Below are 14,678 nucleotides of genomic sequence, written 5' to 3' on the forward strand. Positions count from 1 at the left end.
AGTAAGAACTCAGTTTTTGTCGACAGGGCGGGATCGCATGCGCGATACCGTCTCGCGTTCGGCGCGTTTGCAGCGCATCGGGGGCAGGCCACGATCCATCAGGCTCATGTCCTCGAGCACCATGTCCCCCATGCGCTTGAAGGCGACATCGAGCGCGCCGGCGCGATGGGCCGAGCGCAGGAACCCCTTGAGCTGGCGAACCGGGTGATCACCTGCCAGGGGCTCTTCGGGATAGACGTCGCTCGCCGCCACGATATGGCCGCTCGCAACCGCGTTCATCAGTGCCGGAAAATCCACGACATCGGCTCGGCTGAGCAGGATAAAGGCCGCGCCCCTGCGCATGCTGGCAAAGCTCGACTCACCCAGAAAACCCTTGTTCTCCGAAGTCACCGAAGCCACGACGAAAACCACGTCGGACTCGGACAGGACGTCTTCGAGCCCCGCGGGCGTGACATTGTTCTCGAGCAGAATGGAGGGCGGTAGCCAGGGATCGTAGACCTTGATCCTGGCGCGGAAGCCGGACAAGAGGCGATTGAGTGCCCGGCCCAGGTCGCCAAAGCCGATGATCCCGATATCGGCCCCCGACAGCAGGCGTGCCGAGGCATTGCCGTCGCCGCCCCACTGCTCGGTGCCGTTCCGGAAGGCGATATCGCCCTCCGTGATGCCGCGGCACAAATCCAGCGCCAGGCCCAGTCCCAGCTCAGCCACCGGTTCGGCAAACACAGCCCCCGTCGTCACCACATGGATGCCGCGCTGGAACAGCCTCTCATAGGGCATGTTGTTGATGAGGTTGCTCTCGACGTTCAGCACGCAGCGCAACTGCACCAGCTTGTCCAGCGTCTCCTCGGAAATGGGCGGCTGGCCCACGATATATCGTGCCCGCGCCAGGACGTCCTCCGGCAGGCCGGCCACGCTGCCCGGATCGGTCTCGACCACTTCGTAGCGGTCGAACAGGACCTGCTTCTGGGCTTGGGTGAAGATGAGGTCCAGCGTGCGCGGTTCTGGTACGCTGATCACCAGCGGTCTGGACGGGCTATTCAACACAGGCTCCTCACTTCCGTATCCGCACCAACAGGAAAGCGCCCGTCAGGGCGCTTTCCCGGTTCAACGACATAATGGGGCTTACTGGTATTCGGTGGCGTTTTCGCTCGTCACCAGCACCGTGCCGGTATCGATCCACGCATCCAGCGTCTTGCCGGCCGCGAGGTCCACGAGAGCCTGGATGCCATAGCCGCCCATATTGGCCGGGGCCTGTGCGATGGTGGCGGTCATCTCGCCCGCCAGGATCGACGCCGCAGCATCAGGATTGGCGTCAAAGCCGACGACCGTCACCTGGTCCAGCATGGCCGCCGCCTTCAGAGCCTCCACGGCGCCCAGCGCCATGTTGTCGTTCGAGCCAAAGATCGCCTTGATATTGGGATTGCCCGCAAGGATGGTCTCGGTCACGGCAAGGCCCTTGGCGCGATCCCACTCCGCGGTCTGCTCGGCCACGACCTTGAGACCACAGGCTTCCAGGCCTGCCTTGGCGCCATCGGCACGCGCCTGGCCCGTCGACTGGCTGATCAGCCCCTGCAGGATAGCGACTTCCGAGCCGGCTTCGACATTGTCGCAGATATACTTGGCAGCCAGAGCCGCCCCCGCTTCATTGTCGGTGCCGATGAAGCTCACGCCCTCATTGATGCCGCGCGTGTCGACAAACACCACGGGAATGCCCGCGGCCTTGGCTGCTTCCACCACGGGTGCGAGGGCATTGGGATCAGTCGGTGCCAGCGCGATGCCGGCCACGCCCTGGGCGATCAGATCTTCCATCTGGCTGATCTGGGCCTGCACGTCCGATTCTGCCGGGGGTGCGACCACCACGACCTCGACACCGAGTTCCTCGCCCTTGGCCTTGGCGCCGGCTTCGACGGCTGCCCAGAACGGATTGCCCGCGCCCGGGCCTTTCATGCCCAGCACATAGGTCTGCGCCTGAGCGCTCAACGTCGTTGCGCCGGCCATGGCAAAGAGTGCCACACTGGCATAAAGCCACTTGTTCATTTTACTCTCCCTTGCGTCTCCCTCTCCCTGGCTGCCGGTCGGGAGACTTTCCCCGGCAGCGTGTTTCATTGTCTCGCTCTAGTGGCGAAGCGACGCCCGCCGCCGCAGCACGTCGATATAGACTGCGATGATGATCACCAGCCCGATCAGGATCTGCTGCCAGAAGGCACTCACATTGTTGATGTTGAGCCCGTTTCGCAGGATGCCCATGATGAGCACGCCCGCCAGCACGCCCAGCACGGTGCCGCGCCCGCCAAAAAACGAGGCCCCACCGATAATGACGGCGGCAATGGCATCCAGCTCGATCCCGATGCCCGCATTGGGAAACCCGCTATCGGTGCGCCCCGCCAGCAAGAGGCCCGCAAGGCCCGCGAAGAACCCGCAGATCATGTAGACGACGACCAGCACCCCATCGACGTTGATGCCCGACACCCGCGCAGCATGCGGATTGCCGCCAATGGCATAGATGTGCCTGCCCATCGAGGTGCGGGTCAGGAAGAACCAGAGCGCGATTGCGCAGGCGGCAACCACGATCAGGCTGGCCGGCAGGCCCGCCGGCGGCGCGAAGATGCCAAAGTCGTAGTAGGCCTGGCCGAGGTAGCGCACCTCCGGCTGGAGGCCGGAAACCGGCGCGCCATCGGTGACGAGGAAGGTCAGGCCCCGCGCGATATTGAGCGTGCCCAGGGTCATGATGAAGGGGTGGGGCAGGCGCAGCCAGGTGAGCCCGACCCCGTTGACCCAGCCCACGGCCAGTCCCACCGCCGGCCCGATCAGCAGCACCAGCGGCCACGGCACGCCGGCGCGGCTGGCAATGGCGATGGTGACCATGGATAGCGCCATGGTGGATCCCACCGAGAGATCAATGCCTGCCGTGATGATCACGACGAGCATGCCCAGGGCAAGCAGCGCCAGGCTGGCATTCTGCTTGAGGATATTGGTGAGGTTCTGCGCGCTCAGGAACACATCTGGCCGGATCGCCGCCAGGACCAGCATCATCACCAGGACGACGATGAGGATGCCATAGGTTTCGAGGAACTTGGCCATGTTGAACCCGCTTGCCTCGCTTTGGTCAGTGGAGTTGGTCATGCGCCAGAGCCTCCTCGTGTCCCTTTGTGCCCATGATCCAGCCGATGACCTCGTTTCGGTGCGTGGCATCGAGCGGGGCTTCGGCGAAGTTGGATCCCTGGTAGAGCGCCATCACCCGGTCGCAGCAGTAGAAAATGTCGTCCATGCGATGCGAGATGATGATCACCGCCACGCCATGCTGCTTGAGTGACTTTATCAGGTCGAGCACCTTGCCCACTTCCTTGATGGCCAGGGCGGCGGTCGGTTCGTCCATGATGACCAGCTTGGCGTCGAAGGCAGTCGCCCGCGCAATGGCCACGGCCTGGCGCTGACCGCCGGACAGGTCCTCCGCGTTCTGGTCCACCGACTTGACGTGGATATGCAGCCGGTCGAGATGCTCGCCGGCCATCCGCCTGGCCTTGGCATGATCAACCAGGGTCAGAGGCCCCAGCTTTCGGCCGGGCTCGCGGCCGAGGTAGATATTCTCGTAGATGGGAAGGTTACCGGCCAGCGCGAAGTCCTGGTAGACCATCTCGATGCCGCGCCGTTGCGCTTCCTTCGGGCTGGAAAACCGCACCGGTTCCCCATTGAACAGCAGCTGGCCCTCGCTGGGCGCGAACAGACCCGAGAGGATTTTCATCAGGGTCGACTTGCCGGCGCCATTGTCGCCCACCACGCCCAGCACTTCTCCTGGCGCGACATGGAAATTGACATTGTGCAGCGCGGTGATCGCACCGAAATATTTGGAGATGCCACGCGCCTCCAACAGCGCTCCGCGCGACGAATCCCGCACTGGCTCCATGAACCCCTCCCTTGAGCGCTCCGTTCTCTTGCTGGAACGAATTGAGCACTGCTTGCTACTTCAGAACTTTCATTCCGTTTTGGGGCAAGCGTCAAGGGCTTTGGTTGACGTCCTCGTTGACGGCGCCGGCCGTCAAGCGGCCTTCGCTTGCCCGCGAACGAAGTCGATAAACGCGACCAGTCGTGCGCGTCCAAAACTCAGGATGGCCTGATCGGCAATGCGCCCATCGGCAATCTTGTCATTGGCGTGCGGCACGACCACTTCGAGCGAGGGAAACACCACGGCGAGCATGCCGTTCAGGATATACTTGAGATGGCTCTGTGCCCTGACGCCGCCCAGCGCGCCGCCCGACACCGAGATGACAAAGCAGGGCTTGTTGACGAAAACGGAATTGTAGGCGGGGCGCGACGCCCAATCGATGGCGTTCTTGAGCAGGCCGGGGATTGAGTAGTTGTATTCCGGCGTCACGAACACCAGGCCATCGGCGGACCGTATGGCCTCGTTGAGGGCGGCAACCTGGGGATTGTCCAGCGTGTCGGCATTGTAGTGGGGCAGGGTGCCGATATCGGCAAAGGCAATCTCGGCCTCATCTGCCAGCAGCTCGGCCATGGAGAGGGCCATGGCTTTGGAGGCGGAAGCCGCGCGCAGGCTCCCCACCATGAACAGGATCTTGGGCATGGACTCTTTCTGGGCGTTCATAGTCGTGGCAGCCATGTGGCGATCAACGGGAAGGCCACGATGATGGCGATGGTGATGAGCATGGCGATGACGAAGGGAAAGGCGCCGCGGAAGATCTCCCCCACCTTGAGGTGGGGATCATCCAGGGCGGCCTTGATGGTGTAGACAGACAGCCCGAACGGGGGCGTCAGCAGGCCGATTTCAATGGCAATGACGGTGATGACGCCGAACCAGATGAGATCGAATCCGGCAGCCGAAGCGACGGGCAGGGCGATGGGCAGCATGATCAGCATGATCGAGATCGAGTCGATCAGAAATCCCAGGATGATCACCAGGGCGATATAGGCCAAGAGGAATCCCCAGGGCCCGATCGGACCGTCGAGCAGGAAGACGGCCAGCGAGTTCGGCATGCCGGAAAGCGCCAGCATGCGGGAAAAGAAGCTCGCCGCCAGGATCAGGAACAGCACCGAAACGGTGATCTGGCCGGTCTCGACCAGCAGCCTCCAGAAGGCGCGGCGATTGAGTGAGCGGCGGAGCAGGGCGATGACGAGCGCGCCGGCGGCGCCGGCAGCACCCGCTTCGGTCGGGTTGAAGAACCCACCATAGAGTCCGCCAAGCACCAGGGCGATCAGCGCAACGATAGGCGTGGCCATGCGCAGGACGGTCCAGGCACTGACGAACTCCTGTTCGACGACGGTCTGCTCGGTGTCGAACACGAATTTGGGCTGGGTCTTGGCCAGGGCGTAGATGGTCGCGCAGAACATGATCGCCAGCAGGAAGCCCGGGCCGATGCCGGCGAGAAACATGCGTCCCACCGATTCTTCGGCCTGCACGGCATAGACGATGAACAGCAGCGAGGGCGGGATCAGCATGCCCAGCACGGAGGAGCCGGCCACCACCCCGGTGGCGAATTTGCGCGTATAGCCGTGGCGGATCATCTCCGGCACCGCGACGCGCGAGAAGACCGTGGCCGAGGCGATGGAAATGCCGGTGATGGCGGCAAAAACGGCATTGGCAAACACCGTTGCCTGGCCAAGGCCGGCGGTGAAGCGATGCAGCAGGCGCTGGAAGACATCAAAGGTGTCTCGGCCTACCCCCGACACGGTGACCAGCAGGCCCATCAGCACGAAGAGTGGCACGACGGCGTAGAGATACTCCTCCAGCGAGTCATTGGCGACCTGGCCGAGCATGCGGATGGCAACCATGTCGCTGCGGATGAACATCACGCTGACAAAGGACGTCACCAGCATGCTGACGCCGATGGGCATGCCGACCACGATCAGCACGATCAGTGCGCCGATGGAGATCCAGCCAATGTCGATGGGGCTCATGACGGCCCTTTCCCGGAAAAGAAGGATGCATGGAGATGGCGCAGCGCCTTGAATAGAAACTCGGCGGCGGCAACGCTCATGCCGAGCGTGATCAGCGTGCGGAACGGCCAGGTGGGCAACGTGCCGAGGCCGGGAATGCCGATGAAGTCGCCCGAAGCCCAGTCGCCACCCAGAATGCCGAACGATGCCCAGGCGACAATGCCCAGGATGATGCTGCCGGCCAGGCAGAACAAGGCGTTGAGCAGTCCGGCCAGGCGCGGCCGGCTGATTTCCAGTGCCCCGATCACCATTTCAACCTGGGCAAGACGCCCCGCGCGGATAGCGCTGGGCAGTTGCAGCGCGACGATCAGCACCACCATCATCGCCCCCAGTTCCGAGACCAGCGGCAGCGAGCCGCCAAAACCGTTGCGCACGACGATATCGGCACAGATCACGGCCATCAGTACGGCGATGAAGGCAGTGGCGAGGGCGGCAAGCCCATCCACCACCATGGTCCATGCCCGATAGACGGGATGGTGGTGTCCCCCTGGGGGGACACCGATTGCGGGCTTGTCTGACATGGTTCGGGTGGTCCTAGAGTTCTTCGTCCCATGCGCGCGAGGGCTCTACACCCTTGGCGCGGAGGGCCGCCATGTACTGCTTCACGAACTCGACGGCAGGAACACCCTGGGCCTCGAGGGGCGTGGCCCACTCGGCTGCCAGGTTGGGCAGCATGTCGACCCACTTCTGGCGCTCTTCCGCCGGCATGTTGACGATGGTCACCTTTGGGTTCTGGTTGGCCCCCTGTTCGACCATCGTGTTGAGCGCAACCTCGTGCAACTCTACCATCTGCTGGCCATGGCTTTCCGTGTAGTACTTGCCGGCCTCGATCATGGCCGCCTGTACTTCTTCGGGCAGCGTATCCCAGGTGTCCATGTTGATCGCGATGGCGCCCGAGAAGGCGGCGGCAGCGTCAAAGCGGTTGATATAGGGGGCCACTTCATAGAGCTTGATCGGCAGCACGCCGAGCGCCAGGCTCAGTGCACCATCGGAAACGCCGGTCTGTACGTCGGTATAGAACGTGGTCAGCGCGCCATCGACCGCATTGGCACCGGTGCCGCGCAGCCAGCTGCCGAGCACGCCAGGCGCCGACAGTTTCATGCCGGCAATGTCCGCGATCCCCTCGAGTGGCTCCTTGGTGTAGATGTCGTAGAGATCGGTGGCGGTCAGGCCCAGCACCTTGACGTTGTGGTCTTCCCACTCCGCCTTGAACGCCTCGTTGCTGACCAGCAGCTCGTCGATGACTTCGAGCAGCGCCGGTACATCGGTCACGGCGAAGGGCGTATTGGTCGACACCTGGCTGAGCGGCAGCTGTGCCGGCTCAAGGAAGGAGAACACCCAGCCGATATCGGTGATGCCATCCTCGACCGAGGACAGCGTTGCGTTGGCCTTGTAGAGCTGGCCGCCGAAGGCCTCGTTCCAGTTGATCTGATAGGTGCCGGTTTCGGCCAGCAGCTCATCGGTCCGCGCCATGAAATGGGTCTGGATCATGCCCACCCATGGCACCACGGTGGGATGGCTCGAGGCCACGGTCAGGTCGATCTGTTCCTGTGCGGAAACACCGGCCGGCAGCACCAGGGCTGCAGTGGTCAGGACGGCTAGAAACGCTTTCATTGTATTCCTCCCTTTGAAGCGATTAGTTGATTTCGAAAGTCTGCGACGAGAAGTCGACGCGCACCGTGATCGAGCCCTCATTGACCATCCAGGGCCGGACCCGGAATGTGCGGGCGCCGGATCTGTGCATGGGGTCCTGCTCGGCAATGGCCATGGCTGCCTGCGCAGATGCCGCGCGGATGATGACCATGCCCTCGCCCTCCCAGAAGCGTTCGTCGTCGGTCCAGAGCGGGCCGGCGGCAAACATGATCCCCTGCTTTTCGAGGCTCATCTGGAACTTCAGATGGTCTTCCATCTGGGCGAACACCGGGCCAAGCCCGTTGGTCGGGGTGGTGAAGATCGCAAACAGCTGCTTTTGCAGCATGCCGCTCGATGCTTCGCGGACATCTCCCGCCGGCACGGCTTTGAGCACCTGCTCGTCAGTCATGAATTCCTCCCGTGGCGGGCAGTCTGGCCCGACTTTCCCATCGCCAGCTCGGCGCGGATTTCGGCGCCATGCTCGTCCAGCACCGGCGGAGGCACGACGTCGAGTTCGGGCTGTCCGTCGAAATTGTAGGGCGCGCGCACGGTGGTAAACGTTCCCATCGTTGGGTGCTCGGCGGAGACCTTGATCTGCAGATGCTGCGCCTGTGGATCCTCGAGCGCCTCGTTGGCGTCATAGGCCGGCGAGAACGGCACTTCGTGCGCATCGAGCAACTGGCACCATTCGGCGCGGCTCTTTTGCTTGAAGACCGGCGCAAAGACAGCGATCAGCTCGTCCTGGTGCTGGATGCGGGCCAGCCGCTCGGCAAAGCGCGGGTCGTCATTGAGCTGCTGCTGGCCCGTCGCGGCCAGCAGCGCGTCCCAGAACTTGGTCGGCGAGGACAGGTGGAAGGCGATCCAGGTCCCGTCGGCACACTCAAAGGTATAGGATTGGGACACGACCGGCCGGGACAGCGGCCCCATGATTTCGCCGGCAGAGTAGTAATGTGTGAAGCTGTCGAGGTTGAAATGCGTCATGGCCTCGAGCATCGAGATGTCGATGCGGCGGCCGGGGCTGTCCTTGCCGCGCTCGAGCAGCGCCGCCAGAATGGCCATGGCGGCATATTGCCCGGTGATGGAATCGGCGATGGCCGGGCCGATGACGCGCGGCTGCTCCGGCGGCGTCAGCAGGCGCAGGTAGCCGCTGGCGGCCTGGGCGACGGTGTCATAGACCGGCCTGTGGCTGGCCGGCCCGGTATTGCCGAGGCCGGAAATGGCGCAATAGACCAGTGACGGATTGATCTGGCGCAGCGCGTCCTCGCCGGCGCCCAGCTTTTCGGCCACGCCGGGCCGGAAGTTCTGGATGAAGACATCGGCGGTGCGGATCAGCTCGTGAAATACTGCCAGGTCGTCGTCCTGCCTGGTATCGAGGGCGATCGAACGCTTGTTGCGGTTGTAGGTCTGGTAATGCGGCGAATAAAGCCCGCCTTTGAAGGCGCGGAACGGGTCGCCCGTGCCTGGCCGCTCCACCTTAATGACATCGGCGCCCAGATCGGCCAGGTGCATGCCGGCGGCGGGGCCGGTGATATAGGTGCCCAGTTCGATGACGCGCACACTTTTGAGTATCTTCACCGCAATTCTCCCTGGCCCGCTTAGCGGGTCTTGCTTTCTTTGCCGGACAGCTTGCCGTCATAGGCAATGGCAAGGTCGGCCTGGTTGCTCATGATGAAGCCGATCGAGCGCATGGATTCCTCGAACAGATGCGCGGAAAGGCCGGCGGTGCGAGCCAGCAGGGGCACGGCCTTGAGCGCGCCCAGCGGCCAGCCGGCGTCGAGCATGACCGCAGGAATGGCACCGGACACGTTGATCGGCAGCGGACGCTCGATGATGCCCGGAGCATGCTCGGCGAGGATCCGCAGGGCGCTGACATAGCGGCCGGACACGCCCAGTTCATCGGCAATCGCCAGCAACCGGTTTGCGCGCGGATCGCCCTCGCTGTGCTGGGGATGACCCAGGCCGGGCACCTTCTTGCGCGCGGCTTTCAGCGCGGCAAGGCTGGCCTTGGCCGCCGTTTCGACGTCCGTGCCATCGCGCGCCGCCTGCTGCAGCACCTCATCGAGATAGAGGCCGGCAGTCTCCGAACTGCCGGCGACAACGCTCCCCATGCCCAGCAGGCCGGCTGCCATGGCGCCCTGCCAGGCCTCGGGGCCGGCGGCCAGCGTCATGCGGGCCGCCTGTACCGAGGGGACGAGGCCATGTTCGGCAATGGCGACAAGGCATGCATCGAGGATCTGGCGCTGCGTGGGGGTGCAGCGCTCGCCCAGCACCAGCAGCCAGAAATAGTCGGTGAAATTGATCTTGCCGATCAGGTCGGCGCACAGGTCCTCGCCACGGATGGTGATGGAATCAGCGTCCGAGGTGGCGATGGCCGTGTGGGCATTGTCCTGCTTGCCGATCCGCATCGTCGCTCCAAAGTTTTCGCATACCGAAAATAATTGCTCTTGCCGAAAACCTAGACCTGACTTAGGCTGACGTCAAGTTATGATCCTGTTCGAGGTGAGAATGGCTTCGGCCCCGGCCCCCGCGCTCCAGCATGACCAGTCCGCAGCAAGGCCGCCCGAATTCGTCGAGGCACTGGCCAAGGGCATTGGCATCCTGGAAAGTTTCGACGCGGCGCATCCCGAGATGACGCTGAGCGACATCGCCCGCCGGGTCGGGCTGAGCCCGGCCGCCGCCCGGCGCAGCCTGATCACCCTGCAGGCGCTGGGCTATGTCGGGCAGACTGGCCGCCGCTTTCACCTGCGCCCAAAGGTCCTGACCCTGGGCTCGGCACTGTTTTTCTCGGCAGGGATCGGTGAAGTGTTGCAGCCCGACCTGCGTGAGCTGGTCGAGCAGTTCGGCGATGCCTCGTCGATCGGCACGCTCAATGGCGAAGACGTCATCTATATCGCGCACAGCTCGGTGCAGCGGGCCCGTCGCGCAACCGCGACCATCGGCGCGCACTATCCGGCCTATGCGACGTCGCTGGGCCGCGTCCTGCTGGCAGGCCTTCCCGACAATGCACTGGACGCCTATCTGGCGCGGGTGCAACCCGAGGCACTGACCTCCAAGACCGTCACCGACGTCAAGGAACTGCGCAAACTCATCCTGGCGGTGCGCGCCGACGGGTATTCGACCACGGTCGACCAGCTCGATTACGGCATTACCGCACTCGGCGTGGCCATCAAGGGTCCGGACGGACGGACCGTGGCCGCGCTCAATACCTCGGGCTATTCCGGCATGGTCACGCCGGAGCAGCTCATCGCAGAGCGCCTGCCGACGCTGCAGGCCGCCGCCGCGCGCATCGGGCAGGCGATCATTCGCTACCCCATCCTGCAATCGATCATGGGCCCCTAGGGTCCGCTTTGAACACGGTGGTCACTGCGACTCTGCCGATGGCGCTCTGGCCCGGCAGGGCGGTGACACAAATCTGAGGAGGACGCATATTGGCTGAACTCGTCGCCACCCTGGCATCAACGCACCACCCATTCTACCTGCGCGCCACCACGGCCCCGCCCGAGCAGCAGATGCCGCAGGCGCCGGAATGGAAGCGCAAGGTCGAGGCCTATCGCGAGACCCTGACCAAGGCCAAGCCGGACATCCTGGTGATGATCGGCTCGGACCATTTCCATCAGATATTCCTCGATAACTGCCCGCAATTCCTGATCGGCAAGGCCGAGCGCTACGACGCGACCTTCTGGAATGAAGAGCGCGAATTCGGCATTCCCAAATATGTGCTGGAGGGCGATGTGGAAATGTCGCGCTTCATGCATCGCGACCTGATGGATCAGGGGTTCGACCTGGCGTTCTCCAACGAACTCAAGATCGACCATTCCATCATCTGCCCGATCATCACCGTTCGCCCGGACAATGATCTGCCCGTGGTGCCGATCTACACCAATATCTTTGCGCCACCCTTGCCGTCACCGCGCCGCTTCTACGACCTGGGCCGGGCGATCCGCAAAGCCATCGACGCCTTTCCGTCCGGCAAGCGAGTGGCCGCGATCGGCACCGGCCATCTGTCGCTCGAACTGGGCGGGCCACGGCAGTTCATGGAAACCGGCCCCGACCCGGTGTTCGATCGCCAGGCGCTGGAATGGTTCCGAACCGGCGACATCGACGCCATCCTCGACAGCGTCACGCATGAGACCATGGCCAGGAGCGGCAATGCCACGCATGGCTTCCTCAATTTCATTCTGATGATGGGCGTCGCCGGACCGCAGCCGGCCGACTATGTCGACTTCCTCGACCTGTTCCACACCATGGAAGCCTATGTCACCTGGTATCCGCGGCACGGTGCAGAGGAGCAGGCAGCATGAGCCGATATTACGTCAACAAATTCCTCTATCAGGTTGATCGCAATCCCGATTACCTCAAGCGCTATGCCGAGGATCCCAAGAATTTCGTGGCCACCTGGGAGCAGTCGATCGGGCCGCGGCTCAACGAGGTGGAGCTTTCCACCGTGCACAGCCTGACCGAGGCTGAGCGCCGCGCTCTCGTCGAGCACGATTTCGTCGCCCTGTTCGAGATGGGTGCGCATTTCTTCCTCAACCTGACGCTGTTCATCGGCATCTATGACGAGCCCTACATGAAGGAAAACGGCCCGCTCGCCTTCCAGCGCGAGTTTGCCAAAAAGGTCGGCCACTGGACCGGCAAGGACTATCCCAGCGTCGAAAGCTGATGGTGGGGGCGTGACGCTGAACACAGCGCGCGCTCGAACGAAGACGAACGTCCGGGGGTAGGAGCTTTCGGGCGTCTGAGGTGCTGCGCACACAGGGAGGAAACCATGTGCAGACTTTGTGACTCAACCCAGCCTGATCTGCCATGCCCGACCCGTCGGGATATCCTGACGACGACCGCGGCGGGCGGTGCCGCATTGCTGGCCAACGTGCTGCTGACCGGTGGTGCTGCGGCACAGCAGACGGCCCTTTCGACGCTGCCAGAAGGGGTGGGCGCCCCAGGGCGCAGAACGCTCATCAAGGGTGGCATCGTGCTGTCGGTGGATGACGCCGTCGGCAATTTCCCCGTTGGCGATGTGCTGATCGAGAATGGTCGCATCCTTGAGGTTGCAGCCAGTATCGATGCACCCGACGCCGCGGTGATCGACGCTACCGGCAAGATCGTCATGCCCGGCTTCATCGACACTCATCATCACCAGTTCGAAACGGCGCTGCGCAGCCAGCTGGCACACGGCATCCTGATCAATGACGGGCGCGCGGTAAACGCCACCAACTATTACGACACAGTTCTGCAGAAATTCTCGATGGTCTATCGCCCGCGCGATGTCTACATCAACGAGCTGTTCGGCGGCATTGCCCAGCTGGACGCCGGCGTCACCACCGTGATGGATGTCAGCCAGATCCACCACAGCCCGGAACACTCCGACGCGGCCATCGAAGGCCTGCGCGACGCCGGTCGCCGCGGAGTATTCGGCTATTTCGAGGGCTGGGGGGAGGGCGCGCGCTACCCCGATGATGCACGCCGCATCAGGGAGCAGTACTTTGCCTCCGACGATCAGCTGACCACCATGGTGATGGGTGGGGAAATCTATCTGCCGGGCTATGAGAAGGCCTGGGAGATCGGCCGGGAACTCGGCCTGCCCATCGCCTTGCACGTCGTCGGCACCTTCGGCATGTAGCCGACCTTTGACGAGCTTGGGGCCGCCGGTCGCTTCGCCGACGACAATATCTTCATCCATATGACCGGCATGTCCGAACAGGGCTGGAACTATGCGGCCGATGCCGGCGCCCATGTCTCACTTGCGGTGCCGATCGAAATGCATATGCGGCACGGCACGCCACCCATCCAGAAGGCCATCGACAAGGGCATGGGCCTGTCGCTTTCCTCTGATGTCGAATGCACCATGTCCGCCGACATGTTCACTCAGATGCGCGGCCTGATTACCCTGCAGCGCATGTTCGCCAACGCCGCCGCGCTGGAAGGCGTAGCGGATTTTCCCGATCTGATGCAGCCCATGGACGCCATTCGCCACGCCACCATTGCCGGTGCCGAGGGCCTCAAGCTGGGCAAGGTCACCGGCAGCCTTACGCCGGGTAAAGCCGCCGATATCGTGCTGCTGGATGCCCAGGCGATCAATGTTGCGCCGCTCAACAATGTTGCCGGCGCCGTGGTCACGCTGATGGAACGCAGCAATGTCGATACAGTGCTCGTCAACGGCCAGGTCAAGAAATGGCGCGGCCAGCTCGTCGGCTTTGATATCGAACGTTTGACCTCCGAACTGGCGGCCAGTCGCGACTATATCTTCGAGCAGGCCGGGATCGAGGTCGACCTCTTTGGCGAGCCTGGATAGGTCCGCAACTTGCGCAGCCTGCCGCCCCAGGGCGGCAGGCAGGTCTTCATGGACCCCAAATAGTTCCGCAGCGCCACCAGCAACTCATCGCTTCGGCACGGTGACTCCGGGCTGGGGCCCTCACGGCCCGATACTTTGAACCAGTTGCTCCACTAGCGGCATCATGCCGGCCACAATGGTGGCCACGCCCTTGGCATTGGGGTGGAGCCTGTCGGGCTGGTTGAGAGCGGGATCAAGCGCCACGCCCTCAAGGAAGAACGGGTAGAGCAGGGCGCCATGCTCCCGGGCCAGCTCGGGATAGATGGCGTCGAACGCGTCCACATAGCCCGCCCCCAGCCCGCGATTGGCCTTCATGCCCAGGAGCAGCACCGGCAGGTCGAGCGCCTCCAGCCGAGCCAGTATCGCTTCCAGGTTTGCCCGGGCATCAGCCGCCGGCAGGCCCTGCAACATATCGTTCGCGCCCAGTCCAAGCATGACCGCATCGGGGGCATCGCCCAGGGTCCAGTCGAGCCGCGCCAACCCATCTGCCGTCGTGTCGCCGGAGACGCTGGCATTCACCAGGGTGGCCTCTATCCCCCTGGCGTCCATGGCCGCCTGCAACTGGCCCATCAGGCTCTCGTCAGCCGACAGTCCCAGACCGGCCAGCAGCGAGTCGCCATAGAGCAGGATTGTGGGCTCTTCGGCCATAACCGGCTGTGCCAATGCCGCAATCGTGCCGGTCAGGGCCATTGCGCCGGCCATGCGCTGCCACCATCTTGTCCTCACCACCAGTGCACCAATCCCACCCGTTCCGACCAATTTC

Annotated in this window: 17 protein-coding genes; 5 read left to right on the forward strand and 12 right to left on the reverse strand. The window is 63.5% G+C overall.

The annotated features are described in order from the left end of the window. Positions 1-9: 9 nt before the first annotated feature. From ACLI1C_RS08930 to ACLI1C_RS08980, 11 genes are all read right to left on the reverse strand, one after another. A complete protein-coding gene (locus ACLI1C_RS08930) occupies positions 10-1,041 on the reverse strand; it encodes a hydroxyacid dehydrogenase (protein ID WP_411396512.1) in 1,032 nt (343 codons plus the stop codon). An 81-nt stretch (positions 1,042-1,122) separates the two neighbouring features. Further along, positions 1,123-2,037 (reverse strand): sugar ABC transporter substrate-binding protein, encoded by a 915-nt coding sequence (locus ACLI1C_RS08935; protein WP_411396513.1) that lies wholly within the window; start codon positions 2,035-2,037, stop codon positions 1,123-1,125. Between the two features lie 78 nt (positions 2,038-2,115). Further along, complete coding sequence (locus ACLI1C_RS08940) at positions 2,116-3,123, reverse strand: ABC transporter permease (RefSeq protein ID WP_411396514.1); 1,008 nt, start codon at positions 3,121-3,123, stop codon at positions 2,116-2,118. Next, on the reverse strand, positions 3,107-3,904 hold the full coding sequence (locus ACLI1C_RS08945; RefSeq protein ID WP_411396515.1) for an ATP-binding cassette domain-containing protein: 798 nt from the start codon (positions 3,902-3,904) through the stop codon (positions 3,107-3,109). The genes ACLI1C_RS08940 and ACLI1C_RS08945 overlap by 17 nt, the downstream gene beginning before the upstream one ends. A gap of 132 nt (positions 3,905-4,036) precedes the next feature. Further along, on the reverse strand, positions 4,037-4,618 hold the full coding sequence (locus tag ACLI1C_RS08950; RefSeq protein ID WP_411396516.1) for an NADPH-dependent FMN reductase: 582 nt from the start codon (positions 4,616-4,618) through the stop codon (positions 4,037-4,039). Continuing rightward, the gene (locus ACLI1C_RS08955; protein WP_411396517.1) at positions 4,600-5,913 is read right to left on the reverse strand and encodes a TRAP transporter large permease; all 1,314 of its coding nucleotides are present in this window, start codon (positions 5,911-5,913) and stop codon (positions 4,600-4,602) included. The genes ACLI1C_RS08950 and ACLI1C_RS08955 overlap by 19 nt, the downstream gene beginning before the upstream one ends. Next, positions 5,910-6,473, reverse strand: a complete 564-nt coding sequence (locus tag ACLI1C_RS08960) for a TRAP transporter small permease subunit (RefSeq protein ID WP_411396518.1) — start codon at positions 6,471-6,473, stop codon at positions 5,910-5,912. Before ACLI1C_RS08960 ends, ACLI1C_RS08955 begins: the two co-directional genes overlap by 4 nt. A gap of 13 nt (positions 6,474-6,486) precedes the next feature. Continuing rightward, complete coding sequence (locus ACLI1C_RS08965; protein WP_411396519.1) at positions 6,487-7,566, reverse strand: C4-dicarboxylate TRAP transporter substrate-binding protein; 1,080 nt, start codon at positions 7,564-7,566, stop codon at positions 6,487-6,489. Between the two features lie 22 nt (positions 7,567-7,588). Then, positions 7,589-7,993 carry a YciI family protein gene (locus ACLI1C_RS08970; protein WP_411396520.1) on the reverse strand — a complete coding sequence of 135 codons (405 nt, stop codon included), beginning with the start codon at positions 7,991-7,993 and terminating at the stop codon, positions 7,589-7,591. Further along, on the reverse strand, positions 7,990-9,159 hold the full coding sequence (locus tag ACLI1C_RS08975) for a CaiB/BaiF CoA transferase family protein (protein WP_411396521.1): 1,170 nt from the start codon (positions 9,157-9,159) through the stop codon (positions 7,990-7,992). The genes ACLI1C_RS08970 and ACLI1C_RS08975 overlap by 4 nt, the downstream gene beginning before the upstream one ends. A 20-nt stretch (positions 9,160-9,179) precedes the next feature. After that, entirely contained in the window at positions 9,180-9,989 is an 810-nt protein-coding gene (locus ACLI1C_RS08980; protein WP_411396522.1) for a citryl-CoA lyase, read from the reverse strand. A 100-nt stretch (positions 9,990-10,089) separates the two neighbouring features. Between ACLI1C_RS08980 and ACLI1C_RS08985 the strand changes: the two genes are divergently transcribed. The 5 genes from ACLI1C_RS08985 to ACLI1C_RS09005 all read left to right on the forward strand — a co-directional run bounded on the left by ACLI1C_RS08985 (position 10,090) and on the right by ACLI1C_RS09005 (position 13,876). After that, a complete protein-coding gene (locus ACLI1C_RS08985; protein ID WP_411396523.1) occupies positions 10,090-10,923 on the forward strand; it encodes an IclR family transcriptional regulator C-terminal domain-containing protein in 834 nt (277 codons plus the stop codon). A gap of 89 nt (positions 10,924-11,012) precedes the next feature. Next, on the forward strand, positions 11,013-11,885 hold the full coding sequence (locus tag ACLI1C_RS08990; protein ID WP_411396524.1) for an extradiol ring-cleavage dioxygenase: 873 nt from the start codon (positions 11,013-11,015) through the stop codon (positions 11,883-11,885). Further along, positions 11,882-12,247: a hypothetical protein gene (locus tag ACLI1C_RS08995; protein WP_411396525.1), complete on the forward strand. Its 366-nt coding sequence runs from the start codon at positions 11,882-11,884 to the stop codon at positions 12,245-12,247. Before ACLI1C_RS08990 ends, ACLI1C_RS08995 begins: the two co-directional genes overlap by 4 nt. A gap of 105 nt (positions 12,248-12,352) precedes the next feature. After that, complete coding sequence (locus tag ACLI1C_RS09000; RefSeq protein WP_411396526.1) at positions 12,353-13,204, forward strand: amidohydrolase family protein; 852 nt, start codon at positions 12,353-12,355, stop codon at positions 13,202-13,204. A gap of 54 nt (positions 13,205-13,258) precedes the next feature. Then, positions 13,259-13,876 (forward strand): amidohydrolase family protein, encoded by a 618-nt coding sequence (locus ACLI1C_RS09005; protein ID WP_411398280.1) that lies wholly within the window; start codon positions 13,259-13,261, stop codon positions 13,874-13,876. Positions 13,877-13,996: 120 nt separating this feature from the next. Here ACLI1C_RS09005 and ACLI1C_RS09010 read toward each other — a convergent pair whose 3' ends face one another. Next, a complete protein-coding gene (locus tag ACLI1C_RS09010) occupies positions 13,997-14,617 on the reverse strand; it encodes an arylesterase (protein ID WP_411396527.1) in 621 nt (206 codons plus the stop codon). Positions 14,618-14,678 lie beyond the last annotated feature (61 nt).

It is taken from the genome of Devosia sp. XGJD_8 (assembly GCF_046614475.1).
Lineage (GTDB): Bacteria > Pseudomonadota > Alphaproteobacteria > Rhizobiales > Devosiaceae > Devosia.

Bases quoted from the DNA above. Each gene is read 5' to 3' on its own strand.
- ACLI1C_RS08935 (WP_411396513.1), bottom strand. From the start codon at position 2,037: ATGAACAAGTGGCTTTATGCCAGTGTGGCACTCTTTGCCATGGCCGGC.
- ACLI1C_RS08940 (WP_411396514.1), bottom strand. From the start codon at position 3,123: ATGACCAACTCCACTGACCAAAGCGAGGCAAGCGGGTTCAACATGGCC.
- ACLI1C_RS08945 (WP_411396515.1), bottom strand. From the start codon at position 3,904: ATGGAGCCAGTGCGGGATTCGTCGCGCGGAGCGCTGTTGGAGGCGCGT.
- ACLI1C_RS08950 (WP_411396516.1), bottom strand. From the start codon at position 4,618: ATGGCTGCCACGACTATGAACGCCCAGAAAGAGTCCATGCCCAAGATC.
- ACLI1C_RS08955 (WP_411396517.1), bottom strand. From the start codon at position 5,913: ATGAGCCCCATCGACATTGGCTGGATCTCCATCGGCGCACTGATCGTG.
- ACLI1C_RS08960 (WP_411396518.1), bottom strand. From the start codon at position 6,473: ATGTCAGACAAGCCCGCAATCGGTGTCCCCCCAGGGGGACACCACCAT.
- ACLI1C_RS08965 (WP_411396519.1), bottom strand. From the start codon at position 7,566: ATGAAAGCGTTTCTAGCCGTCCTGACCACTGCAGCCCTGGTGCTGCCG.
- ACLI1C_RS08970 (WP_411396520.1), bottom strand. From the start codon at position 7,993: ATGACTGACGAGCAGGTGCTCAAAGCCGTGCCGGCGGGAGATGTCCGC.
- ACLI1C_RS08980 (WP_411396522.1), bottom strand. From the start codon at position 9,989: ATGCGGATCGGCAAGCAGGACAATGCCCACACGGCCATCGCCACCTCG.
- ACLI1C_RS08985 (WP_411396523.1), top strand. From the start codon at position 10,090: ATGGCTTCGGCCCCGGCCCCCGCGCTCCAGCATGACCAGTCCGCAGCA.
- ACLI1C_RS08995 (WP_411396525.1), top strand. From the start codon at position 11,882: ATGAGCCGATATTACGTCAACAAATTCCTCTATCAGGTTGATCGCAAT.
- ACLI1C_RS09000 (WP_411396526.1), top strand. From the start codon at position 12,353: ATGTGCAGACTTTGTGACTCAACCCAGCCTGATCTGCCATGCCCGACC.
- ACLI1C_RS09010 (WP_411396527.1), bottom strand. From the start codon at position 14,617: ATGGCCGGCGCAATGGCCCTGACCGGCACGATTGCGGCATTGGCACAG.